18 protein-coding genes are annotated in these 22,936 nt (G+C 62.2%); 10 read left to right on the top strand and 8 right to left on the bottom strand.

What is annotated here, in order from left to right; translation table 11 throughout:
* Nucleotides 1-140: 140 nt before the first annotated feature.
* The 8 genes from ACFZPT_RS05405 to ACFZPT_RS05370 form a co-directional block, all read right to left on the bottom strand.
* Nucleotides 141-2,003 (bottom strand): FAD/NAD(P)-binding protein, encoded by a 1,863-nt coding sequence (locus ACFZPT_RS05405; protein WP_099312737.1) that lies wholly within the window; start codon nucleotides 2,001-2,003, stop codon nucleotides 141-143.
* 65 nt (nucleotides 2,004-2,068) lie between these two features.
* Entirely contained in the window at nucleotides 2,069-3,493 is a 1,425-nt protein-coding gene (locus ACFZPT_RS05400) for a gamma-aminobutyraldehyde dehydrogenase (protein WP_099312735.1), read from the bottom strand.
* Between the two features lie 169 nt (nucleotides 3,494-3,662).
* Nucleotides 3,663-4,472 (bottom strand): ABC transporter permease, encoded by an 810-nt coding sequence (locus ACFZPT_RS05395; RefSeq protein ID WP_034096186.1) that lies wholly within the window; start codon nucleotides 4,470-4,472, stop codon nucleotides 3,663-3,665.
* Nucleotides 4,462-5,394, bottom strand: coding sequence for an ABC transporter permease (locus ACFZPT_RS05390; protein WP_034096187.1), 933 nt, complete (start codon nucleotides 5,392-5,394; stop codon nucleotides 4,462-4,464). The genes ACFZPT_RS05395 and ACFZPT_RS05390 overlap by 11 nt, the downstream gene beginning before the upstream one ends.
* Before the next feature lies 1 nt (nucleotide 5,395).
* On the bottom strand, nucleotides 5,396-6,430 hold the full coding sequence (locus tag ACFZPT_RS05385) for an ABC transporter ATP-binding protein (protein ID WP_099312733.1): 1,035 nt from the start codon (nucleotides 6,428-6,430) through the stop codon (nucleotides 5,396-5,398).
* A 199-nt stretch (nucleotides 6,431-6,629) separates the two neighbouring features.
* Entirely contained in the window at nucleotides 6,630-7,781 is a 1,152-nt protein-coding gene (gene ydcS, locus ACFZPT_RS05380) for a putative ABC transporter substrate-binding protein YdcS (protein ID WP_034112087.1), read from the bottom strand.
* A gap of 71 nt (nucleotides 7,782-7,852) precedes the next feature.
* Entirely contained in the window at nucleotides 7,853-9,310 is a 1,458-nt protein-coding gene (locus tag ACFZPT_RS05375) for a gamma-aminobutyraldehyde dehydrogenase (RefSeq protein ID WP_379554982.1), read from the bottom strand.
* A gap of 132 nt (nucleotides 9,311-9,442) precedes the next feature.
* Nucleotides 9,443-10,354: a LysR family transcriptional regulator gene (locus ACFZPT_RS05370; RefSeq protein ID WP_034096190.1), complete on the bottom strand. Its 912-nt coding sequence runs from the start codon at nucleotides 10,352-10,354 to the stop codon at nucleotides 9,443-9,445.
* Between the two features lie 167 nt (nucleotides 10,355-10,521).
* Here ACFZPT_RS05370 and ACFZPT_RS05365 point away from each other — a divergent pair, with 167 nt between their 5' ends.
* The 10 genes from ACFZPT_RS05365 (at nucleotide 10,522) to lysS (ending at nucleotide 22,882) form a co-directional block, all read left to right on the top strand.
* Nucleotides 10,522-11,229: a tellurite resistance TerB family protein gene (locus tag ACFZPT_RS05365; protein ID WP_040267451.1), complete on the top strand. Its 708-nt coding sequence runs from the start codon at nucleotides 10,522-10,524 to the stop codon at nucleotides 11,227-11,229.
* A gap of 211 nt (nucleotides 11,230-11,440) precedes the next feature.
* A complete protein-coding gene (locus tag ACFZPT_RS05360; protein ID WP_047881557.1) occupies nucleotides 11,441-13,063 on the top strand; it encodes a methyl-accepting chemotaxis protein in 1,623 nt (540 codons plus the stop codon).
* On the top strand, nucleotides 13,063-13,575 hold the full coding sequence (locus ACFZPT_RS05355) for a chemotaxis protein CheW (RefSeq protein WP_034112089.1): 513 nt from the start codon (nucleotides 13,063-13,065) through the stop codon (nucleotides 13,573-13,575). Before ACFZPT_RS05360 ends, ACFZPT_RS05355 begins: the two co-directional genes overlap by 1 nt.
* Nucleotides 13,572-14,825 carry a protein-glutamate O-methyltransferase CheR gene (locus tag ACFZPT_RS05350; RefSeq protein ID WP_034112090.1) on the top strand — a complete coding sequence of 418 codons (1,254 nt, stop codon included), beginning with the start codon at nucleotides 13,572-13,574 and terminating at the stop codon, nucleotides 14,823-14,825. Before ACFZPT_RS05355 ends, ACFZPT_RS05350 begins: the two co-directional genes overlap by 4 nt.
* Nucleotides 14,822-15,523, top strand: coding sequence for a chemotaxis protein CheW (locus ACFZPT_RS05345; protein WP_047881556.1), 702 nt, complete (start codon nucleotides 14,822-14,824; stop codon nucleotides 15,521-15,523). The genes ACFZPT_RS05350 and ACFZPT_RS05345 overlap by 4 nt, the downstream gene beginning before the upstream one ends.
* Nucleotides 15,520-17,799 carry a hybrid sensor histidine kinase/response regulator gene (locus tag ACFZPT_RS05340; protein WP_099312731.1) on the top strand — a complete coding sequence of 760 codons (2,280 nt, stop codon included), beginning with the start codon at nucleotides 15,520-15,522 and terminating at the stop codon, nucleotides 17,797-17,799. Before ACFZPT_RS05345 ends, ACFZPT_RS05340 begins: the two co-directional genes overlap by 4 nt.
* Entirely contained in the window at nucleotides 17,796-18,821 is a 1,026-nt protein-coding gene (locus tag ACFZPT_RS05335; RefSeq protein ID WP_379558973.1) for a chemotaxis response regulator protein-glutamate methylesterase, read from the top strand. Before ACFZPT_RS05340 ends, ACFZPT_RS05335 begins: the two co-directional genes overlap by 4 nt.
* A gap of 51 nt (nucleotides 18,822-18,872) precedes the next feature.
* Entirely contained in the window at nucleotides 18,873-19,874 is a 1,002-nt protein-coding gene (locus ACFZPT_RS05330; RefSeq protein WP_034096198.1) for a diguanylate cyclase, read from the top strand.
* Between the two features lie 326 nt (nucleotides 19,875-20,200).
* Nucleotides 20,201-21,296, top strand: a protein-coding gene (prfB, locus tag ACFZPT_RS05325) for a peptide chain release factor 2 (RefSeq protein WP_098100956.1) whose coding sequence is annotated in 2 segments (ribosomal slippage) — nucleotides 20,201-20,272 and nucleotides 20,274-21,296 — 1,095 coding nt in all. Because the reading frame shifts where the segments join, the coding sequence is not laid out codon by codon here.
* 83 nt (nucleotides 21,297-21,379) lie between these two features.
* Nucleotides 21,380-22,882, top strand: coding sequence for a lysine--tRNA ligase (gene lysS, locus ACFZPT_RS05320; RefSeq protein WP_034112093.1), 1,503 nt, complete (start codon nucleotides 21,380-21,382; stop codon nucleotides 22,880-22,882).
* Nucleotides 22,883-22,936: the final 54 nt, after the last annotated feature.

The raw sequence follows: 22,936 nt of genomic DNA, 5'->3' as shown, positions 1-22,936 counted from the left end.
GACTGAGCCCTGTAGAGTACAGAGCCCGTTCCGCTGTAGCCTAGACAATTACTGTCCAACTTTTGGGGCGCACTTCACACTGCTATCGGGGGCAAGCCCCCTCCCACAAACAGTTTTGTATTGCCTGTCAGAGGTGTGTTTCAGGCCACTTCGCCCACGGCTCGGTAAGCCTCGTCGATCGCCGCATGCGCGTACGCACTCCAGGCCGCGTCCGAGTTGGCGATGCTCACATGCCCCAACGGTTTGCGCGCCAGGTTCATCAGCGCTTCACTTTCGTCGGCGTCATCGAACAGGCTGTTGGAAAAATACGCATAGCCATGGGACCAGCGATTCACGGTGATCGCCAGGATATCCGTCTCATGGTTGAACCCGCCCGGGCCTAGCATGCGTTGCAGTTGGTCACGTAATTGCGCTTCCAGTTGCTCGAATGTCTGCCCATACAACCGGCCGCGTCCGGCGCGGGCCTGGTCGCGGGCGTTCATGCCGCTGTTGGGGCTGGTGGGCACGTAGACCATGTGCAAGCCGATGGGCTGCGTCGGGTCGCGCGGGTGGTCGTAGCCGCCCATGCTCACCGGGTAGTCCAGCTTGATGCGGCTGTAAGGCTGGGTAGCTGCGTAGATTTCATGCACGCCCAACTTCTCAAACGCCTGCCAGTTACGAATCACCACCTTGGTGTACACCAAGGGGAATTTCACGTTCTGGCTCAACGCATGGGCCTGGGGCGCGGGCAGGCCCTTGAGCAGGTACGGAATCATCATGTTGTAGCAGGCCAGGATGCAGCGTTTGCCGCGTACTTGTGCGAGTTGGCCGCCTCGGCTGTAGCCGATATGTACGCCGTCGCCGACATTGCGCACACTCACCGCCGTGCTGTTCAAGCGCAGGCGCACCGGCGCCTTGGGTTGGTCGAGCCTGGCATAGTCGAAGGGCGCCAGCACGATATCGTCCATGGTGTGCCCCGGCGCCACCCCCGGAATCAGGCTGCGCACCAAGAGGCGCGCCAGCGACGCGTTGCCGTCCGGGAAGTGGTAGATGTAGGGCTCTTCCATTTCTGCCGCAGCTTCTTCACTGATCGGCGCCAGGTTCATCCCCGCGAAGCCAGGGAAACCGACGTTATAAGCGTCGGACGCAGCCACGGCATCAATGCTCAAGGCCATAAAGTCATTGGTGCGGCTCTGGAAGTATTTCACCGCACCTTCCGACAACCCCACGTTCTTGAGCAGGAAGTCCCGGTAGCTGGTGGCCGCCAGATAATCGGCCTTTTCCTCGGCCGTTTTGCCCGGCAAGTAGTCCTTGGGCGCAGTGTGCAGTTCGATCAACGCCTGGCGGTCCGCAGCCGGCAGTGGGAAGTCATTGATAAAGTCTTTCAGGGCGCGCCCATGCAGCTGTTCCGGGGCGATATCGTCGGCCACCATCGGCGTCGGGTCGCCGGTCACCAGTTTGTCTTCGCCGAAGTTTTCCTTGTCGAAAAATACCCCGCGCGACAGCCCCAGGCTGGGGTAGAACGGGCGGTCGAAGGCGGTTTCGAAGCGCTTGATATTCACCCCGAGCTTTTTCAACAAACCGTTCACTTGCTCGCTGAACAGGTGGGTGGGCGACTGGAAGGCTTCGCTGCCGCCATAGCCGATGATCATGCGGCCGCCGGCCTGGAACTCATTGCGTTTGGCATGGCCGCCGAAATCGTCGTGGTTTTCCAGAATCAGGATTTTCGCCTTGGGGTGCTTCTCACGGTAGAACCACGCCGCCGCCAGACCGCTCAGGCCACCGCCGACCACCACCAGGTCATAGTCCTCGGTGATCGGCAAGGTATCGGTGTCAAAGACCTTCTTTTCCCAGCCCATCTGATGCGCCACTTCGAACGAACCGACATGACTGCCGCGCAGGCCGGTGAGGGCGGGTGGGTAATAGCGACCGTCGGGGGCGGCCTGGAGAATCTGCAGCGGCGTGATGCCGGCAGCAATGGTGATGGCGACGCCGTTGAGGAAGTCGCGGCGGGTGATGTCCATGGGGGATCCTGAAAATTATTGTTATAAGCCCCCCTGCAAGCGCCTGCTTGCAGGGGGGCGGCGAATCAATGCTTGAACATCACATGCCGGACCGTGGTGTAGTCCTCCAGCCCATACATGGACATGTCTTTGCCATACCCCGACAGTTTCTGACCGCCGTGGGGCATTTCGCTGACAAGCATGAAATGGGTGTTCACCCAGGTGCAGCCGTATTGCAAGCGTGCGGCCAGGCGATGGGCGCGTCCTACGTCGGCCGTCCACACGGATGACGCAAGGCCATAGTCCGAATCGTTGGCCCAACCCAGCACCTGGGCTTCATCCGAGAATTTGGTAACCGACACCACCGGCCCGAACACCTCGCGGCGCACGATTTCGTCGTCTTGCTGGGCGTCGGCCAGCACGGTCGGTTCAAAGAAGAACCCGTTGCCTTCTACGGCCTTGCCGCCGGTGATCAGCCGGATATGCGGTTGCGCCACGGCACGTTCGACAAACCCGGCCACGCGGTCGCGATGTTGCGCGGTGATCAATGGCCCCAGCTCGGTGCTCGGGTCATCCTGCAAACCGTACTTGATACTGGCGACCGCCGCGCCGAGTTTCTCGACAAATGCGTCGTAGATGTCCGCCTGGGCATAGATACGGCACGCCGCCGTGCAGTCCTGGCCGGCGTTATAGAAACCGAAGGTGCGGATGCCTTCCACGGCGGCGTCGATGTCCGCGTCGTTGAAGATAATCACCGGTGCCTTGCCGCCCAGCTCCATGTGCATGCGCTTCACGCTGTCGGCGGTGTTGGCAATGATGTTCGCGCCGGTGGCGATCGAACCGGTCAGCGACACCATGCGCACTTTCGGGTGCTGCACCAGCGGGCTACCTACGGTCGGGCCGCGGCCAAATACCAGGTTGAGCACGCCGGCCGGGAAGATTTCCGACGCCAGTTCCACCATGCGCAATGCCGTCAGTGGGGTTTGTTCCGACGGTTTGAGCACCACGGTATTACCGGCGGCCAGGGCCGGGGCGATTTTCCAGGCGACCATCATCAGCGGGTAGTTCCACGGTGCGATGGACGCGATCACGCCCACAGGATCGCGGCGGATCATTGAGGTATGGCCGGGCAAGTACTCGCCGCCGGCCGAACCGCTCATGCAGCGACTGGCACCGGCAAAGAAGCGGAACACGTCGGCAATCGCCGGGATCTCGTCATTCAGCGCGGCGCTGTAGGGTTTGCCGCAGTTGTCCGACTCCAGCTTGGCCAGTTCTTCACCGTGGGCTTCGATGGCGTCCGCCAATTTGAGCAGCAACAGCGAGCGGTCTTTGGGCGCGGTTTGCGACCAGCTTTCGAACGCGGCATCGGCGGCGCGCACGGCGGCGTCGACCTGGGCTTCGCTGGCTTCGTTGATTTCCACCAGCACACGGCCCAGGGCCGGGTTGAACACCGCTTGTGCCGGGCCTTCGCCTTGTACCAGTTGGCCGTTGATCAACAGTTTGGTTTGCATGATTGAGTCCTCCAAAAAACGCGTGTTATTTCCCTGAAGAAACCGGATTTAAATGTGGGAGGGGGCTTGCCCCCGATGCCAGTGGTTCAGTGACAGCTGTGTTGGCTGTCACACCGCTATCGGGGGCAAGCCCCCTCCCACATTTGAACCGCGTTCCTTCAGTGGCAAGTTATTTACCGCCGCTCCCCGCCACGCTTTCACCGCCGCGGGTCAAGTAATAGGCGCCCAGGATCGGGAACATCGTCACCAGCATCACCAGCATCGCCACCACGTTGGTCACCGGCACATCCCGTGGCCGGCTCAACTGGTTGAGCAGCCACAGCGGCAAGGTGCGCTCATGCCCGGCGGTGAAGGTGGTGACGATGATTTCGTCGAACGACAGCGCAAACGCGAGCATGCCGCCGGCCAGCAGCGCCGAGCCCAGGTTGGGCATGATGATGTAGCGGAAGGTCTGCCAGCCGTCGGCGCCTAGGTCCATCGACGCCTCGATCAGGCTGTGGGAGGTGCGGCGCAAGCGGGCGATGACGTTGTTGTAGACGATCACCACACAAAAGGTGGCGTGGCCGACGATGATGGTGAACATCCCCGGCTCGATGCCCAGGGTCTTGAACGTTGCCAGCAACGCGATACCGGTGATGATCCCCGGCAATGCAATCGGCAGGATCAGCATCAGCGACACGCCCTGTTTGCCGAAGAACTCACGCCGGTACAGCGCCGCGGAAGCCAGTGTGCCGAGCACCATAGCGATCAGGGTGGCGATGGCGGCGATCTGCAGCGACAACTTGATCGCTTCCAATACGTCGGGCCGTGCGAACGCCACGCTGAACCACTTCAGGGTGAAGCCCTGGGGTGGGAAGCTGAACGCCGCTTCTTCGGTGTTGAAGGCGTAGAGGAAGATGATCAGGATCGGGAAGTGCAGGAACACCAGGCCGCCCCAGGCGGCTATGCGCAAACCGAGAGATGCTTTTTCAGAGTGCATCGAAGGCCCCCAGGCGTTTGACGATGGACAGGTAAATCGCGATCAGCACGATCGGCACCAGGGTGAACGCCGCCGCCATGGGCATATTGCCGATGGCGCCTTGCTGGGCGTACACCATGCCGCCGACGAAGTAGCCCGGCGGGCCCACCAGTTGCGGCACGATAAAGTCGCCCAGGGTCAGCGAGAACGTAAAGATCGATCCGGCGGCGATCCCTGGCACCGACAGCGGCAAAATCACCTGCATAAAGGTCTGGCGCGGCTTGGCCCCCAGGTCGGCCGAGGCTTGCAGCAGCGACGGCGGCAAACGCTCCAGGGACGCCTGGATCGGCAGGATCATGAACGGCAGCCAGATATAGACGAACACCATGAACCGTCCTAAGTGCGAGGTGCTCAAGGTGCTGCCGCCGACGCCGGGAATGCCCAGCACAAAGTGCAGCAGCGGCTCCAACCCCAGGTGCTGCACAAACCACTGCGCCACGCCGCCCTTGGCCAGCAGCAACGTCCAGGCGTAAGCCTTGACGATGTAACTGGCCCACATCGGCATCATCACGGCGATATAGAAAAACGCCTTGGTTTTGCCAGTGGTGTAGCGCGCCATGTAATAGGCAATCGGGAAGGCGACGATGGCGCTGGCGATCGACACCACGATCGCCATGCTCAGCGTGCGCAGGATGATGTCGAAATTCGACGGCTGGAACAGCGCGGCGAAGTTGGCCAGGGTCAGGTCCGGGGTGACCGCCATGGTGAAGTCGTCGAAGGTGTAGAAGCCTTGCCATAGCAAGGTCAGCAACGAGCCCAGGTAGATAGCGCCGAACCAGATCAGCGGCGGCACCAGCAGCATCGCCAGGTATAGGTTGGGCTTGCGGTACAGCAGGTTGGAAAACCTGCGCATCGGCGGTTGTTGGGAAAGGGCCAGGCTCATGTCACACCTCGCCTGCGTTATCGGTCAACGGCGTCATGGCCTGTCGGGCCCAGCGCGCGGTTAGGGGCTGGCCGACCTGATGGGCGCTGCTGGTGTCCAGCCACTGGTTGTTGGCCTGGCTGATGCTCAGGGTCTGGCCGTTGTCCAGTTTCAGCTCAAAACGGGTGGCGCTGCCCTGGTACTGGATGTCATGCAGCACGCCGCTGATCTCCACATCGCCAGCGCCCAGCGGGCCTTCGGCAAACCGCACATGTTCCGGACGGATCGAAAACGGTTGGGCGCTGCCGCTCAAGCGCTGGGCCAGTTCGCCCCGAATCACGTTGGAGGTGCCGACGAATTCGGCGACGAACGCCGTGGCCGGTTTCATGTAGAGGTTGCGCGGGGTGTCGACCTGTTCGATACGGCCTTTGTTGAACACCGCCACGCGGTCGGACATGGACAGCGCTTCGGTCTGGTCGTGGGTCACGAAGATAAAGGTGATGCCGAGCTGGCGTTGCAGCTTTTTCAGCTCGCTTTGCATCTGCTCGCGCAGCTTGAGGTCGAGGGCGCCCAGGGGCTCGTCAAGCAACAGCACGCGCGGGCGATTGACCAGCGCGCGGGCCAGGGCCACCCGTTGGCGCTGGCCGCCGGAGAGTTGCACCGGTTTGCGTTCGCCGTAACCGCCCAAGGCCACCATGCCCAGGGCTTCTTCGGCGCGGTTGAGCCGTTCGGCCTTGCCCACGCCTTTGACCTTTAGGCCATAGGCCACGTTGTCGCGCACATTCATATGGGGGAACAGCGCGTAATCCTGGAACACGGTGTTCACATCGCGCTGATACGGCGGCAAGCCGGCGGCTTCCTCACCATGAATGCGGATCGAGCCGGCGCTGGGTTGTTCGAAGCCGGCGATCAGCCGCAGGCAGGTGGTCTTGCCCGAGCCGGAAGGGCCGAGCATGGAAAAGAACTCGCCGTCCTCAATATCGATGCAAACCCGGTCAACGGCTTTCACTTCGCCGAACTGACGGGAAACGTGGGTGAATTGGACTGCAAGCGTCATGGTGCGGTGCTCCAAAAAGGCGCGGGTCGTCGCAGCGGCCCGGCCTGGACTTCTGAAAAAACAAAACATCTGTGAGTGCGGTCAATGTGGGAGGGGGCTTGCCCCCGATACCAGTGGTTCAGTGAAAGCTGGGTTGGCTGTCACACCGCTATCGGGGGCAAGCCCCCTCCCACAGTAGGTCTATGCCGTCTTGATGGTTTTAACGGCCGCCCATGATCGCAATGTAGTCCTGGGTCCAGCGGCTGTACGGCACGAACTTGCCGCCTTCGGCCTGTGGGGTTTTCCAGAAGGCGATCTTGTCGAACTGGTCGAAGCCATTGGTCTTGCAACCCTCGGCGCCGAGCAATTCGCTCTCCTTACACGCGGCCGGCACCGCTGGCAGCGAGCCGAACCAGGCGGCGACATCGCCCTGGACCTTCGGCTGCAGCGACCAGTCCATCCACTTGTAGGCACAGTTGGGGTGCTTGGCCTCGCTGTGCAACATGGTGGTGTCGGCCCAGCCGGTGGCGCCTTCCTTGGGGATGGTCGAGGCGATCGGTTGTTTCTCGTTGACCAGCCCGTTGACTTGGTACGGCCAGGCACTGGAGGCCACCACGCCTTCGTTCTTGAAGTCGCTCATTTGCACGGTGGTGTCGTGCCAGTAACGGTGGATCAGCGGTTGCTGGGCGCGCAGCAGGTCGAGCACGGCCTTGTATTGCGCTTCGGTCAGCTCGTAGGGGCTCTGGATTCCCAGCTCCGGTTTGGTGGCCTTGAGGTACAGCGCCGCGTCGGCGATGTAGATCGGGCCGTCATAGGCCTGCACGCGGCCCTTGTTCGGCTTGCCGTCCGGCAGGTTCTGCGGGTCGAACAGCACGCTCCAGCTAGTGGGCGCGGTCTTGAACACGCTGGTGTTGTACATCAGCACGTTCGGCCCCCATTGGTACGGGGTGCCATAAGTTTGCTGGCCGACCACGTACCACGGCGCATCCTTGAGGCGCGGGTCGAGGTTTTTCCAGTTGGGAATCAGCGCGGTGTTGATCGGCTGCACACGCTTGCCGACGATCAACCGCAGCGACGCATCGCCGGAGGCGGTGACCAGGTCATAGCCGCCCTTGGCCATCAGGCTGACCATTTCGTCAGAGGTGGCGGCGGTTTTCACATTGACCTTGCAGCCGGTTTCCTTCTCGAAACCGCTGACCCAATCGTAGGCTTTGTCGCTTTCGCCACGTTCGATATAGCCGGGCCAGGCGACGATATCCAACTGGCCTTCGCCGGCGCCGACCGCCTTGAGCGGTTCGGCGGCTTGCAGGCTGGCGCTGGCCAGCAGCGCGGTGGTCAAGGCACTGAGCAGTGCGGTCTTGTGCGCGGACATGGGGGTTCCCTCTTCTTTAATTATGGTCGGGGCAGTGTGTGAAGCCGTGACGCATGAGCTTAGTTGTTGTTTTAAAGGTGCTGACCGTGACGCGCCATAATGTGGCGCACCACGCTGTAGTCCTGTAACGAGTCGCTCGACAGATCTTTCCCGTATCCCGAGCGCTTCAAACCGCCGTGGGGCATTTCGCTGACCAGCATGAAGTGGCTGTTGATCCAGGTGCAGCCGTATTGCAGGCGTGCCGCCACTTGCATGGCTTTGTCCAGGTTCTGGGTCCACACCGAAGAGGCCAGGCCGTATTCGGAATCGTTGGCCCAGTCCACCGCTTGCTCCAGTTCGTCGAAGCGGGTCACGGTGACCACCGGGCCAAACACTTCGCGCTGCACGATCTCATCGCTTTGCTTGCAACCGGCCAGCAGGGTGGGCTGGTAATAGAAACCGGCACCGGAATGCACGGCGGCGCCGGTGACCCGTTCGATATGCGGTTGGCCGAGGGCGCGTTCGACAAAGCTGGCGACGCGGTCGCGCTGGCGTGTGCTGATCAGCGGGCCGAGTTCGTTATCGGCGTCGCGTTTGCCGGCAAAGCGCAGGCTGCCGACGGCCGCGCCCAGCTCGGCGACCAATTTGTCGTGAATCCCGGCCTGGGCATAGATACGGCATGCGGCGGTGCAATCCTGCCCGGCGTTGTAATAGCCATAGGCGCGCACGCCTTCGACCACGGCCTGCAGGTCGGCGTCGTTACACACGATCACCGGTGCCTTGCCGCCCAATTCCAGGTGCGTGCGTTTCAGGGTTTTAGACGCGGCTTGCAGAATCTTCTGGCCGGTGACGATATCGCCGGTCAGCGACACCATGCGCACCTTGGGATGACTGACCAAATGGCTGCCGACCCCTTCGCCGCCGCCGCACAAAATGTTGATCACGCCCCGTGGCAGCAGCTCTTTGAGCACGGGTGCCAGGGCCAGGATCGACAGCGGCGTGTGTTCCGACGGTTTGAACACCAGGGTATTACCGGCGGCGAGGGCCGGGGCGATCTTCCACGCGGCCATCATCAACGGGTAGTTCCATGGCGCAATGGAGGCCACCACGCCGATCGGGTCGCGGCGCACCATGCTGGTGTAGCCCGGCAGGTATTCGCCGCTCAGTTGGCCGGTCTGGCAACGCACGGCGCCAGCGAAGAAGCGGAACACATCCACAGTGGCGCTCAAATCATCCTGACGCGCCAGATGCAACGGCTTGCCGCAGTTCAGCGATTCCAGACGGGCCAGGTAGTCGGCTTGTTTTTCAATGGCATCGGCGATGCCCAGCAGCAGGTTGGAGCGTTGCTGCGGTGTGGTCCGCGACCAACCGGCAAAGGCGCGGTGGGCGGCAAGGATGGCGCTTTCGACTTGCTCGGTGTTGGCTTCGGCGATTTGAGTCAGCACTTCACCGGTGGCCGGGTTGAGGATCGGCTCGACAAACCCCTGGCCTTGAACCAGTTCGCCGTCGATCAGCAACGCAGTGAGCAGCGGGGTGGGCGCGCCGGACATTTTTCGCGATCTCTTTTCTTGTGTGGCCATGGGCGTTCTCTTACAAGGCGCCCGGCTTTCTCTTATGGATGAGTCGAGAGTAGAGGGCGGGCGCGAGGTCAACAAATACTAAATACTGAATGCAGCATTCGATTAAATAGATGGCTTGCGTGGGTGCGGCTGTTCGCGCGCTACCGTAAGAAACGGGTCCACCAGGGTCGGCCGCGCGGTGCCACGGCGCCAGGCCAGGCCGACATCCAGAGTCTGGCTGAGGTCTGCAATCGGCCGCGCTTCAATAATGTCGCCTTCCAGCGACCAGGGGCGGTAGGTCATGTCCGGCTGGATCGACACCCCCAGGCCCGCCGCCACCAAGCTGCGCACCGCTTCGGTGGATGCCGTGCGCAAGGTCACACGCGGTTGCAGGCCGGCGCCGGCCCACAGGCGCTGAGCGTTGTGGCCCATTTCATCGACGTTCAACTGAATCAACGGTTCGCGTGCCACATCGGCCAGGTTGATGCTGTCGTGCTCCAACAACGGGTGCTGCGCCGGCAGCCACAGGCGGTGGGGCGAGTGGGTCAGGACTTCGGTCTGCAGGGCATGACGGTCTTCGAGGTTGGACAGGATCAGCACGCCCACGTCGATTTCGCCGCTGACCAGCAGATGTTCGATATACGGGCGCTCGTCTTCCATTACGCGGATTTCCACATTGGGGTACGCGCGCTGGAAGCGGGTCAGCAGGTCGGCCAAGTAGTAGCCGGCCACCAGGCTGGTCACGCCGACGATCAATTGCCCGGCTACCTGGTCGGTGCTCTGTTGCAGGCTGCGCTTGGCGTTGTCGACGGTGGCCAGAATCAGGTGTGCCTGGCGCAGAAACTGATGGCCCTGGTGGGTGAGGGTCATGCCCTTGGCGTGGCGATTGAACAGGTTGACGCCAATCTCCTGCTCCAGTTGCTGGATCGCCAGGGTCAGGGTCGACTGAGAGATGAACGCGGTTTGCGCGGCGGCGGAGATCGAGCCGGTCTCGGCCACGGCAATGAAGTGGCGGATTTGACGCAAGGTCATCATGCTGGAATTACCAGAAGGCTGTTTTTATAGAAGTACCTGAGTGTATATCGATTTATACGATAGGCAGCGGCGTTACATCTGGAAGCACTCTAGATCCTGGTTTTTTGGCACTTAGTTTTACGCTGGCAGCCTATTGGTCCTATGAACCCAAGTGTCTGGAGGCTGTTATGAACACCCGTGGATTGCTCGATCAGTTGCTCAAGTCCGGCCAGGACATGTTGCAGAATAAGGCCGGCGGCCAGCGCAAACAGGAAGACAAGGGCGCCTTGGGCGGTCTGCTCGGCGGTGGCGGCCTGGGCAGCCTGCTCGGTGGCGCTGGCGGGGGAGCCCTGGCGGCGGGTGCCATGGGGCTGTTGCTGGGTAACAAAAAAGCCCGCAAATTCGGCGGCAAGGCCCTGACCTACGGCGGTTTGGCCGCCCTGGGCGTCATCGCCTACAAAGCCTATGGCAACTGGCAGGCGCAACAGGCCAGTGCGCCCCAAGGCGAACCGCAAACCATCGACCGTCTGCCACCGGCCCAGGTCGAGCAGCACAGCCAGGGCATCCTCAAGGCGTTGGTCGCCGCCGCCAAGGCCGACGGCCATGTAGACGAGCGTGAGCGCGCGCTGATCGAAGGCGAGTTCACCAAACTCGACAACGACCGCGAATTGCAACACTGGCTGCACACCGAACTGAACAAGCCCCTGGACCCAGCGGATGTCGCCCGCGCCGCCGACACCCCGGAAATGGCCGCCGAGATGTACATCGCCAGCGTGATGCTGGTAGATGAGGAAAACTTTATGGAGAAGGCGTATCTGGATGAGTTGGCGCGCCAGCTCAAACTGGAGCCCGGCTTGAAGGTGGAACTGGAAAAACAGGTACGGCTTAACCAATAACCACCGGTTTAAAACAAAATGTGGGAGGGGGCTTGCCCCCGATAGCGGTGCATCAGTTGCAGGTTTTCCAACTGAGGTATCGTCATCGGGGCAAGCCTCCTCCCACAGGCGTTTTAGCGTTTATGTCGGTTGACCACCAAACCCATTCATAAATGAGCGCTGCTGCTCAGCTATACTCCCCTCCATTTGAATGGCCCTTCGAGGAAGTACTGTGAAGAATTGGACCTTGCGCCAACGGATCCTGGCAAGTTTTGCGGTCGTTATCGCCATCATGCTGTTAATGGTCGTGGTCTCTTATTCACGGTTACTGAAAATCGAGGCTGGGCAAGAAGCCGTGCGCGATGACGCTGTGCCGGGGGTTTATCTGAGCTCAATGATCCGCAGTGCGTGGGTCGACAGCTATCTGCAGACCCTCGATATCATCGGTATGCGCGAAGACAAAACCCTGACCAGTGCCGACAAGACCGATTACCAGGGTTTCGAAAAGCGCATCGAACAACAAATGGCCAATTACGAGAAAACGATCGGCAACCAGGCCGATCGTATGGAGTTCGATAACTTCAAGGCCTCGCACAGCAATTACAACAAGGTCCTGGCGCAAGTACTCGATCGCATCCAGGCCAACGATTTGCCGGCCGCCCACGAGTTGCTGGATGAGCAGTTGACGCCGATCTGGATTGAAGGTCGCATGAAACTCAACGACATCATCGCCGAAAATAAAGGCGTGTCCGATAACGCAACGTCCGCCATCGATGAAGCAGTGGTCTCCGCCAAGATCAGTTTGTTCGTGTCGCTTGCCGTGGCGATTCTGGCTGCTGGCCTGTGCGGTTTGCTGCTGATGCGCGCGATCATGTCGCCCATGCAGCGTATCGTCGAAATTCTTGAGGTCATGCGCACCGGCGACCTGAGCAAGCGTCTGAACCTGTCGCGCAAGGACGAGTTCAACGCGGTCGAAACCGGCTTCAACGACATGATGACCGAGCTGACCGCCCTGGTGTCCCAGGCCCAGCGCTCGTCGGTGCAGGTGACCACTTCGGTCACCGAGATCGCCGCCACCTCCAAGCAGCAACAGGCCACCGCCACCGAAACCGCGGCGACCACCACCGAAATCGGTGCCACGTCCCGCGAAATCGCGGCCACCTCCAAGGACCTGGTGCGCACCATGACCGAAGTTTCCACCGCCGCCGATCAGGCATCGGTGGCTGCCGGTTCCGGTCAGCAGGGCCTGGCGCGCATGGAAGAAACCATGCACTCGGTAATGGGCGCCGCCGACCTGGTCAACGCCAAGCTGGCGATCCTCAATGAGAAGGCCGGCAACATCAACCAAGTGGTGGTGACCATCGTCAAGGTCGCCGACCAGACCAACCTGCTGTCGCTCAATGCCGCTATCGAAGCCGAGAAGGCCGGTGAGTACGGGCGCGGCTTCGCCGTGGTCGCCACCGAGGTGCGGCGCCTGGCCGACCAGACTGCCGTGGCCACGTACGACATCGAGCAGATGGTGCGTGAGATCCAGTCGGCGGTGTCGGCCGGGGTGATGGGCATGGACAAATTCTCCGAAGAAGTGCGCCGCGGCATGTTCGAAGTGCAGCAGGTGGGCGAGCAGCTGTCGCAGATCATCCATCAGGTCCAGGCCCTGGCGCCGCGAGTGCTGATGGTCAACGAAGGCATGCAGGCCCAAGCCACGGGGGCCGAACAGATTAACCACGCGCTGGTGCAACTGGGCGACGCCAGCAGCCAGACGGTGGAATCCCTGCGTCAGGCCAGTTTCGCCATCGATGAACTGAGCCAGGTTGCGGTGGGTCTGCGCAGCGGCGTGTCGCGTTTCAAAGTCTGATGAGCGAACTCGCGGCTAAACGCGGCGCCGTCCCGGCAGCGAAAAAAGCGTTGTTCCTGGTGTTTCATATCGGCAGCGAACGCTATGCCCTACGGGCCACCGAAGTGGCCGAAGTACTGCCGCGCCTGCCGCTCAAACCCATCGCCCACGCCCCCGTGTGGGTGGCCGGCATTTTCGCCCATCGCGGCGCGCTGGTGCCGGTCATCGACCTCAGTGCCCTGGCCTTCGGCACGCCGGCCCAGGCCCGCACCAGCACGCGGCTGGTGCTGGTGCATTACCAGCCGCAGCCCTGGGTCGAGGCGCGCCGGCTGGGGCTGATTCTGGAGCAGGCCACCGACACCCTGCGTTGCGGCCTTGAAGAGTTCCAAGCATACGGCCTGGACAACCGCGAGGCGCCGTACCTGGGACCTGTGCGCGAAGATGCAGAGGGCCTGATGCAGTGGATCGGCGTTAATGATCTGCTCACCGATGACGTGCGCGCCCTGTTGTTTTCCAGCGAGCTGAGCCTATGAGCAACGATCCGCGCTTCTTTGCCTTCCTTAAGGAACGCATCGGCCTGGACGTGGCGTCGGTGGGCGAGGCCATCATCGAGCGGGCCGTGCGCCAGCGCAGCCAGGTTGTTGGGGCACTTACCCCGGACGATTACTGGCAGCGCCTGCAACGCTCCCACGACGAGCAGCAAGCGCTGATCGAAGCGGTGATCGTCCCCGAGACCTGGTTTTTCCGTTATCCCGAATCCTTCGCCACGCTGGCGCGCTTGGCCTGCGCGCGCTTGGCCGAGATCAAGCAGATGCGCGCCCTGCGTATCCTTAGCCTGCCGTGTTCCACCGGGGAAGAACCTTACTCGATCGCCATGGCCCTGCTGGATGCCGGGTTGGCACCGCATCAGTTCAAGGTGCAGGGCATGGATGTCAGCCCGCTGTCGGTGGAGCGCGCCCGGCGCGGCGTGTATGGCAAGAATTCGTTTCGCGGCGGTGATTTGGCCTTTCGCGAACGCCACTTCACCGAGCACAGCGACGGTTACCACATCGCCGACCGCGTGCGCGAACAGGTGCGTCTGCAAGTGGGCAACCTGCTTGACCCGGCGCTGCTGGCCAATGAGGCCAGCTACGATTTTGTGTTTTGCCGCAACCTGTTGATCTACTTCGATCAACCGACCCAGCAGCAAGTGTTCGAAGTGCTCAAGGCCCTGACCCACGTCGACGGCGTGCTGTTTATCGGCCCGGCCGAAGGCAGCTTGTTGGGGCGCCACGGCATGCGCTCGATTGGGGTGCCGCAGTCCTTTGCCTTCAGTCGGCACGCGGAACCGGTCAGGCCCGAGCCGACCTTCATACCGATGCCCAAGCCGCAACGCACTGCGGCGCCGCTTCCGGCTAAACCACGGCCGTTCAGCACAGTGAGTGCCCAGGTAGTGCCGATCAAGGCGCCACCCTCCGAAGCGGGCGCCTTGCTCAGCCGTATCGCCACCCTGGCCAACCAAGGCAAAAGTGCCGAGGCCCGCGCCATGTGCGAACAGTATTTGAGCGACCATCCCCCGGCCGCCCAGGTGTTCTATTGGCTGGGGCTGCTCAGCGATGTGGAGGGCAGTGCCCAGCAGGCCCAGGGGTATTATCGAAAAGCCTTGTACCTGGAACCCCAGCATCCGCAGGCCCTGATGCAGTTGGCCGCGCTGCTGGAATCCCAGGGCGACAGTGCGGGGGCGCGTCGTTTGCAGGCGCGGGCCGCCCGCAGCGAGCGAGCTGACAGTGAGTCCAAACCATGAGTAGCCCCGACGCGCTCGACACCACCGGCCTGGACCTGACCCTGGCCGACACCCAAGCCATCGACGATTGCTGGAACCGCATCGGCGTCCATGGCGACAAATCCTGCCCGCTGCTGGTGGAACATATCCACTGCCGTAACTGCTCGGTATATTCCGCCGCGGCCACGCGCCTGCTGGACCGCTATGCCTTGCAACAGGACGACCGTCGCGCTCACGTCGCCGAGACGGTCGACGAGGACGTGGCGACCCGCTCGCTGTTGATGTTCCGCCTCGGTGACGAGTGGCTCGGCATCGCCACCCGTTGCCTGGTGGAGGTGGCGCCGCTGCAACCGATCCACTCGCTGCCGCACCAGCGCTCGCGCGCCTTGCTCGGCGTGGCCAATGTGCGCGGTGCGCTGGTGGCGTGCTTGTCGCTGATGGAACTGCTCGGTCTGGATGCCACTGACAGTGGGCCTAGCGGCGCACGGGTCACACCGCGCATGTTGATCATTGCCGCGCAGGATGGCCCGGTGGTGGTGCCGGTGGATGAAGTGGACGGTATCCACGCCATCGACGAGCGTACGTTGAGCGCGGCGTCGGTGTCCGGCACCCAGGCCAGCGCGCGCTACACCCAGGGCGTGCTGCAATGGAAGGGCCGCAGCCTGCGCTGGCTGGACGAGGCACAATTGTTGTCTGCCGTGACACGGAGCCTTACATGACCCCCGACCAGATGCGTGATGCCTCGCTGCTGGAACTGTTCAGCCTGGAAGCCGATGCACAGACCCAGGTGCTGAGCGCGGGCCTGCTGGCCCTGGAGCGCAATCCGACCCAGGCCGACCAACTCGAAGCCTGCATGCGCGCGGCCCACTCGCTCAAAGGCGCGGCGCGCATCGTGGGGGTGGATGCCGGGGTCAGCGTGGCCCATGTCATGGAGGACTGCCTGGTCAGTGCCCAGGAAAGCCGTCTGTATCTGCAACCTGAACATATCGATGCATTGCTGCAAGGCACCGACCTGCTGATGCGCATCGCCACCCCCGGCAACGACGTGGGGCCGGCGGATATTGAAGCGTATGTGGCGTTGATGGAGCGCTTGCTGGCCCCCTCGCACCCGAGCCCCAGCGTTGCGCCGCCAACAGTACCCGAGCCGGCCTCCGAGCCGGTGCTTGAAGAACTGCCGCCGGAGCCCGAGCCCGCGCCGCCCGTCACCAGCGACCCACCGCGTCAGGGCAAGCGCATGACCGAAGGCGGCGAGCGCGTATTGCGCGTGACCGCCGAGCGCTTGAACAGCCTGCTGGACCTGTCGAGCAAGTCTTTGGTGGAAACCCAGCGCATCAAGCCCTACCTGGTCAGCCTGCAGCGCCTCAAGCGTATTCAGAGCCAGAGCGTGCGTGCCCTCGACACCCTCGATGGCCAGCTCAAGACCCAGCACCTGAACCTCGAAGCGCAGGAGGCCCTGGCCGATGCGCGCCGCCTGTTGAGCGAAGCCCAGGCGCTGCTGGCGGAAAAAACCGCCGAGCTCGATGAGTTCGGCTGGCAGGCCGGGCAGCGCGCCCAGGTGCTCTATGACACCGCGCTGGCCTGTCGCATGCGCCCGTTTGCAGACGTGCTGGCTGGGCAGGTGCGCATGGTCCGTGACCTGGGCCGCAGCCTGGGCAAGCAAGTCCGCCTGGAGATCGAAGGCGAGAAAACCCAGGTCGATCGCGACGTACTGGAAAAACTCGAAGCGCCCCTCACCCACCTGTTACGCAATGCCGTCGACCACGGCATCGAAATGCCCGAGCAACGCGTGCTGGCGGGCAAACCGGCCGAAGGGCTGATCCGCCTGCGCGCCTCGCACCAGGCGGGTCTGTTGGTGCTGGAGCTGAGTGACGACGGCAATGGGGTGGACCTCGAACGCCTGCGCGGCACCATTGTCGAGCGCAAGCTGTCGCCGCTGGAGACCGCGCTGCGCCTGAGCGAAGAGGAGTTGCTGACGTTCCTGTTCCTGCCGGGTTTCAGCCTGCGCGACAAAGTCACCGAAGTGTCCGGGCGCGGCGTCGGGCTGGACGCGGTGCAGCATATGGTGCGCCAACTGCGCGGCGCGGTGGTGCTGGAACAAGCGGCGGGGCAGGGCAGCCGTTTCCATCTGGAGGTGCCGCTGACCCTATCGGTGGTGCGCAGCCTGGTGGTCGAGGTCGGCGAAGAGGCTTATGCCTTCCCGTTGGCGCATATCGAACGCATGTGCGATCTGGCGCCGGAAGACATCGTGCAACTGGAAGGTCGCCAGCATTTCTGGCACGAAGGCCGGCATGTCGGCCTGGTCGCCGCCAGCCAATTGTTGCAGCGACCGGCCGGGCAGAGCCCTTCGGAAACGCTGAAAGTTGTAGTGATTCGTGAGCGTGATGCGGTGTATGGGATTGCCGTGGAACGCTTTATCGGCGAGCGCACCCTGGTGGTGTTGCCGCTGGATGATCGCCTGGGCAAGGTCCAGGATATTTCCGCCGGTGCATTGCTCGACGACGGCTCGGTGGTGCTGATCGTCGACGTCGAAGACATGCTGCGTTCGGTGGACAAACTGCTTAATACCGGGCGTCTTGAGCGTATCGCCCGGCGCAGCCAGCAGACCGCCGAAGCTCCGCGCAAACGCGTGCTGGTGGTGGATGACTCGCTCACGGTGCGTGAATTGCAACGCAAATTGCTGCTTAATCGCGGCTACGAAGTGGCCGTGGCCGTCGATGGCATGGACGGCTGGAACGCCTTGCGTTCCGAGGATTTCGACCTGCTGATCACTGACATTGATATGCCTCGCATGGACGGTATCGAATTGGTCACACTCTTGCGCCGTGACAGTCGCCTGCAATCGTTGCCGGTGATGGTGGTGTCGTATAAAGACCGCGAAGAAGACCGCCGACGCGGGCTCGACGCCGGGGCCGATTATTACCTGGCCAAAGCCAGTTTCCACGACGACGCCTTGCTCGATGCCGTGATGGAACTGATCGGAGGCGCGCGGGCATGAAGATCGCCATCGTCAATGACATGCCGCTGGCCATCGAGGCTTTGCGCCGAGCGTTGAGTTTCGAGCCGGCGCATCAAGTGGTGTGGGTGGCCAGCAATGGCCTGGAAGCGGTGCAGCGCTGCGCCGAACTGACCCCGGACCTGATCCTTATGGACCTGATCCTTATGGACCTGATCATGCCGGTAATGGACGGTGTGGAGGCCACGCGCCAGATCATGGCCGAGACCCCGTGCGCGATTCTGATCGTGACCGTCGACCGCCAGGCCAATGTGAGCCGCGTGTTCGAAGCCATGGGCCATGGCGCCCTCGACGTGGTGGATACGCCGGCGTTGGGCGTGGGCAACCCCCAGGATGCGGCGGCACCGTTGCTGCGCAAGATCCTCAACATCGGTTGGTTGATCGGCCAGCGCGGCAGCCGTGTGCGCGCGGAAACCGCGCCGCCGCGCCACGAGGGCAAACGCCAGCGGCTGGTGGCCATCGGCTCTTCGGCCGGCGGCCCGGCGGCCCTGGAAACCCTGCTCAAAGGTCTGCCCCGCGACTTTCCCGCCGCGATTGTGCTGGTGCAGCACGTCGACCAGGTGTTCGCCGCCGGTATGGCCGAGTGGCTCAGCAGCGCGTCCAGCCTGCCGGTGCGCCTGGCCCGTGAAGGTGAGCCGCCCCAGAGCGGGGTGGTATTGCTGGCCGGGACCAACCATCACATTCGTTTATTGAAGAACGGTACGCTGGCCTACACCGCAGAGCCGGTGAACGAGATCTATCGCCCGTCGATCGACGTGTTTTTCGAGAGCGTCGCCAGTCACTGGAATGGCGATGCTGTCGGCGTATTACTGACCGGCATGGGGCGCGACGGGGCCCAGGGTCTCAAACTGCTGCGTGAACAAGGTTATTTGACCATCGCCCAGGATCAACAGAGCTCGGCGGTGTATGGCATGCCCAAAGCGGCGGCGGCAATCGATGCCGCTGTTGAAATTCGCCCACTGGATAGAATTGCGCCTCGACTGCTGGAGGTCTTTGCACAATGAGCAAGACCTTGCGCGGTGCTGGCTTGCAGGTGGTAATTCAGGTGACTGCAGATGAATGATTTACAGATCGACGACATCAAGACCGACGAAAACGCCGCCATGGTGTTGCTGGTCGACGACCAGGCCATGATCGGCGAAGCCGTGCGGCGTGGCCTGGCCCATGAAGAAAACATCGACTTCCATTTCTGCGCCGACCCGCACCAGGCCATTGCCCAGGCCATCCGCATCAAACCGACGGTGATCCTGCAGGACTTGGTGATGCCCGGCCTCGATGGCCTGACCCTGGTGCGCGAGTACCGCAACCACCCGGCCACGGCGAACATCCCGATCATCGTGCTTTCCACCAAGGAAGACCCGCTGATCAAGAGCGCGGCATTTGCAGCCGGCGCCAACGATTACCTGGTCAAGCTGCCGGACAACATCGAACTGGTGGCGCGCATCCGCTATCACTCACGTTCCTATATGACCCTGTTGCAGCGCGATGCGGCATACCGTGCGCTGCGGGTCAGCCAGCAGCAGTTGCTGGACACCAACCTGGTGCTGCAACGGTTGATGAACTCCGATGGCCTGACCGGGCTGTCCAACCGTCGCCACTTCGACGAATACCTGGAGCTGGAATGGCGGCGCGCCATGCGTGACCAGACCCAACTGTCATTGCTGATGATCGACGTGGACTTCTTCAAGACCTACAACGACAGCTTCGGCCACGTCGAAGGCGACGAAGCCCTGCGTAAGGTCGCCGACACCATCCGTGACGCCAGCAGCCGCCCGTCGGACCTGCCGGCGCGCTACGGCGGCGAGGAGTTCGCTCTGGTGCTGCCCAACACCTCGCCGGGTGGCGCGCGCCTGGTGGCGGAAAAACTGCGCATGGCCGTCGCCGCGCTGAACATCCCCCACAATGCCCCGACCGAAGGTTCGTGCCTGACCGTCAGCATCGGCCTGTCCACCATGGTCCCGCAGCAGGGCTCCAGTTGCCGCCAGGTGATCATGGCGGCGGACAAGGGTCTGTATACGGCCAAGCACAATGGGCGCAATCAGGTCGGTATCGAATGACCTGAGGCTGTGCTCAACACAAGTTTCAAAGGCAGACTCCTAACTCTTTGGTGAGCAGACTTGCCCTGCGCCGGGCTGCGAAGCGGCCCCAAACCCAGGCACCTCGGTGTGTCAGCTAAAACCACATCGCCTGGAGTGGGGCTGCGTCGCAGCCCAGCGCGGGCGGTGCGACGATTCGACAAGCCCGCTCACCACGGCAACTCCCTTCCCACAGCGGGTTTTCATAGGGTTTGAAACCGCCTTTTCGGCTCAGCGGGCTGCCGTTTCCAGCGGTTTGCCGTTATACTCGCCGGCTTTCAAAAGTTCGCCAACGAGTGCTGCCCGCCATGGAAATCAACCCGATCCTTAACACCATCAAGGACCTGTCCGAGCGCTCCGAAACTATTCGGGGGTATCTTTGACTACGATCAAAAGCATGAGCGTCTGACCGAGGTCAACCGCGAGCTTGAAGATCCGAGTGTCTGGAACAAACCTGAATACGCCCAGGAACTGGGGCGCGAGCGCGCTGCGCTGGCGCAGATCGTCGACACCCTCGACGAACTGAACACCGGCCTGGCCGATTGCCGTGACCTGCTGGACATGGCCGTCGAAGAAAACGACGAAGGCGCAGTGGGCGATGTGGTCGCCGAGCTGGCCCGTCTCGAGGAAAACCTCGCCAAGCTTGAATTCCGCCGTATGTTCAGCCACGAAATGGACCCGAACAACGCCTACCTGGACATCCAGGCCGGTTCCGGCGGCACCGAGGCCCAGGACTGGGCCAACATCCTGCTGCGCATGTACCTGCGCTGGGCCGACAAGCGCGGTTTCGACGCGACCATCATGGAGCTGTCCGCCGGTGAAGTCGCCGGTATCAAGGGTGCTACCGTGCATATCAAGGGCGAATACGCCTTTGGCTGGCTGCGTACCGAGATCGGCGTGCACCGTCTGGTGCGCAAGAGCCCGTTCGACTCCGGCAACCGTCGCCACACTTCGTTCTGCGCGGTGTTCGTCTCGCCCGAGATCGATGACAAAGTGGAAATTGAGATCAACCCGGCGGACCTGCGGATCGATACCTATCGTTCCTCCGGTGCCGGCGGTCAGCACGTCAACACCACCGACTCGGCCGTGCGGATTACCCACGTACCGACCAACACCGTGGTGAGCTGCCAGAACGAACGCTCCCAGCACGCCAACAAGGACACCGCCATGAAAATGCTGCGGGCCAAGTTGTACGAGCAGGAGATGCAGAAGCGCAACGCCGCTTCCCAGGCGCTGGAAGACACCAAGTCGGATATCGGCTGGGGTCACCAGATCCGTTCCTATGTGCTCGACGCGTCGCGTATCAAGGATCTGCGCACTAACATCGAACGTAGCGACTGCGACAAGGTGCTCGACGGTGATATCGACGAGTACCTGGAAGCCAGCCTGAAGTCCGGCCTGTAATACCCTGTGTGGGAGCGGGCTTGCCCGCGATCCCCAGGCCGAAGGCCTGAGGGCAACGAACCTGTGATGGAAAATTTAAAGACATGAGCGACCAACAACTCGACCCGCAAGCCCTGCAACAGGAAGAAAACTCCCTGATCGCCCTGCGCAAGGAAAAGCTTGCTGCCGAGCGCGCCAAGGGCAACGCCTTCCCCAACGACTTCCGCCGCGACAACTACTGCGATGCCTTGCAGAAACAGTACGCGGACAAGACCAAGGAAGAGCTGGCGGAAGCGGCGATCCCGGTCAAGGTGGCAGGTCGCATCATGCTCAACCGTGGCTCGTTCATGGTGATCCAGGACATGACCGGGCGTATCCAGGTCTACGTCAACCGCAAGACCCTGTCCGAAGAAACCCTTGCCTCGGTGAAAACCTGGGACATGGGCGACATCATCGCCGCCGAAGGCACCCTGGCCCGTTCCGGCAAGGGCGACCTGTACGTGGAAATGACCAACGTGCGCCTGCTGACCAAGTCCTTGCGCCCGCTGCCGGACAAGCACCACGGCCTGACCGACACCGAGCAACGCTATCGCCAGCGCTATGTCGACCTGATCGTCAACGAAGACGTGCGCCACACCTTCCGCGTCCGCTCGCAGATCATCGCCCACATCCGCAGCTTCCTGATGCAGCGTGACTTCCTGGAAGTGGAAACGCCGATGCTGCAAACCATTCCCGGCGGTGCCGCAGCCAAGCCGTTCGAAACCCACCACAACGCGCTGGACATGGAAATGTTCCTGCGTATCGCGCCTGAGCTGTACCTCAAGCGTCTGGTGGTCGGTGGTTTCGAGAAGGTCTTCGAGATCAACCGCAACTTCCGCAACGAAGGCGTCTCCACCCGTCACAACCCAGAATTCACCATGTTGGAGTTCTACCAGGCTTACGCCGACTACGAAGACAACATGGACCTGACCGAAGAACTGTTCCGCGAGCTGGCGCAGTTGGTCCTGGGCAGCACCGACGTGCCGTACGGCGACAAGGTGTTCCACTTCGGCGAGCCGTTCGTGCGCCTGTCGGTGTTCGATTCGATCCTCAAATACAACCCCGAGCTGAGCGCCGATGACCTCAACGACATCGACAAGGCTCGCGCCATCGCCAAGAAAGCCGGCGCCAAGGTGCTGGGTTTCGAAGGCCTGGGCAAACTGCAGGTGATGATTTTCGAAGAGCTGGTGGAGCACAAGCTGGAACAGCCGCACTTCATTACCCAGTACCCGTTCGAAGTGTCGCCGTTGGCCCGTCGCAACGACGACAACCCGAACGTCACCGACCGTTTCGAGTTGTTTATCGGCGGCCGCGAAATCGCCAACGCCTACTCCGAGTTGAACGACGCGGAAGACCAGGCCGAGCGCTTTATGGCCCAGGTGGCCGACAAAGACGCCGGCGACGACGAAGCCATGCATTACGACGCCGACTTCGTCCGCGCCCTGGAATACGGCATGCCGCCGACCGCCGGTGAAGGCATCGGCATCGACCGCCTGGTGATGTTGTTGACCAACTCGCCGTCGATCCGCGATGTGATCCTGTTCCCGCACATGCGGCCACAAGCGTAACCGTAGCGAAATCCAGAGCCGCCTTTTATAAGGCGGCTTTTTTATGTGGCGTCT

Source organism: Pseudomonas sp. MD330_10 (assembly GCF_042610415.1).
Classification (GTDB): domain Bacteria; phylum Pseudomonadota; class Gammaproteobacteria; order Pseudomonadales; family Pseudomonadaceae; genus Aquipseudomonas; species Aquipseudomonas rhodesiae.
This window is presented reverse-complemented; position numbering and strand designations above follow the sequence as displayed.

Excerpts from the sequence above, each read along its gene's own strand:
- ACFZPT_RS05405 (WP_099312737.1), bottom strand. The coding sequence starts at position 2,003 with ATGGACATCACCCGCCGCGACTTCCTCAACGGCGTCGCCATCACCATT.
- ACFZPT_RS05400 (WP_099312735.1), bottom strand. The coding sequence starts at position 3,493 with ATGCAAACCAAACTGTTGATCAACGGCCAACTGGTACAAGGCGAAGGC.
- ACFZPT_RS05395 (WP_034096186.1), bottom strand. The coding sequence starts at position 4,472 with ATGCACTCTGAAAAAGCATCTCTCGGTTTGCGCATAGCCGCCTGGGGC.
- ACFZPT_RS05390 (WP_034096187.1), bottom strand. The coding sequence starts at position 5,394 with ATGAGCCTGGCCCTTTCCCAACAACCGCCGATGCGCAGGTTTTCCAAC.
- ACFZPT_RS05385 (WP_099312733.1), bottom strand. The coding sequence starts at position 6,430 with ATGACGCTTGCAGTCCAATTCACCCACGTTTCCCGTCAGTTCGGCGAA.
- ydcS (WP_034112087.1), bottom strand. The coding sequence starts at position 7,781 with ATGTCCGCGCACAAGACCGCACTGCTCAGTGCCTTGACCACCGCGCTG.
- ACFZPT_RS05375 (WP_379554982.1), bottom strand. The coding sequence starts at position 9,310 with ATGTCCGGCGCGCCCACCCCGCTGCTCACTGCGTTGCTGATCGACGGC.
- ACFZPT_RS05370 (WP_034096190.1), bottom strand. The coding sequence starts at position 10,354 with ATGATGACCTTGCGTCAAATCCGCCACTTCATTGCCGTGGCCGAGACC.
- ACFZPT_RS05365 (WP_040267451.1), top strand. The coding sequence starts at position 10,522 with ATGAACACCCGTGGATTGCTCGATCAGTTGCTCAAGTCCGGCCAGGAC.
- ACFZPT_RS05355 (WP_034112089.1), top strand. The coding sequence starts at position 13,063 with ATGAGCGAACTCGCGGCTAAACGCGGCGCCGTCCCGGCAGCGAAAAAA.
- ACFZPT_RS05350 (WP_034112090.1), top strand. The coding sequence starts at position 13,572 with ATGAGCAACGATCCGCGCTTCTTTGCCTTCCTTAAGGAACGCATCGGC.
- ACFZPT_RS05345 (WP_047881556.1), top strand. The coding sequence starts at position 14,822 with ATGAGTAGCCCCGACGCGCTCGACACCACCGGCCTGGACCTGACCCTG.
- ACFZPT_RS05340 (WP_099312731.1), top strand. The coding sequence starts at position 15,520 with ATGACCCCCGACCAGATGCGTGATGCCTCGCTGCTGGAACTGTTCAGC.
- ACFZPT_RS05335 (WP_379558973.1), top strand. The coding sequence starts at position 17,796 with ATGAAGATCGCCATCGTCAATGACATGCCGCTGGCCATCGAGGCTTTG.
- ACFZPT_RS05330 (WP_034096198.1), top strand. The coding sequence starts at position 18,873 with ATGAATGATTTACAGATCGACGACATCAAGACCGACGAAAACGCCGCC.
- lysS (WP_034112093.1), top strand. The coding sequence starts at position 21,380 with ATGAGCGACCAACAACTCGACCCGCAAGCCCTGCAACAGGAAGAAAAC.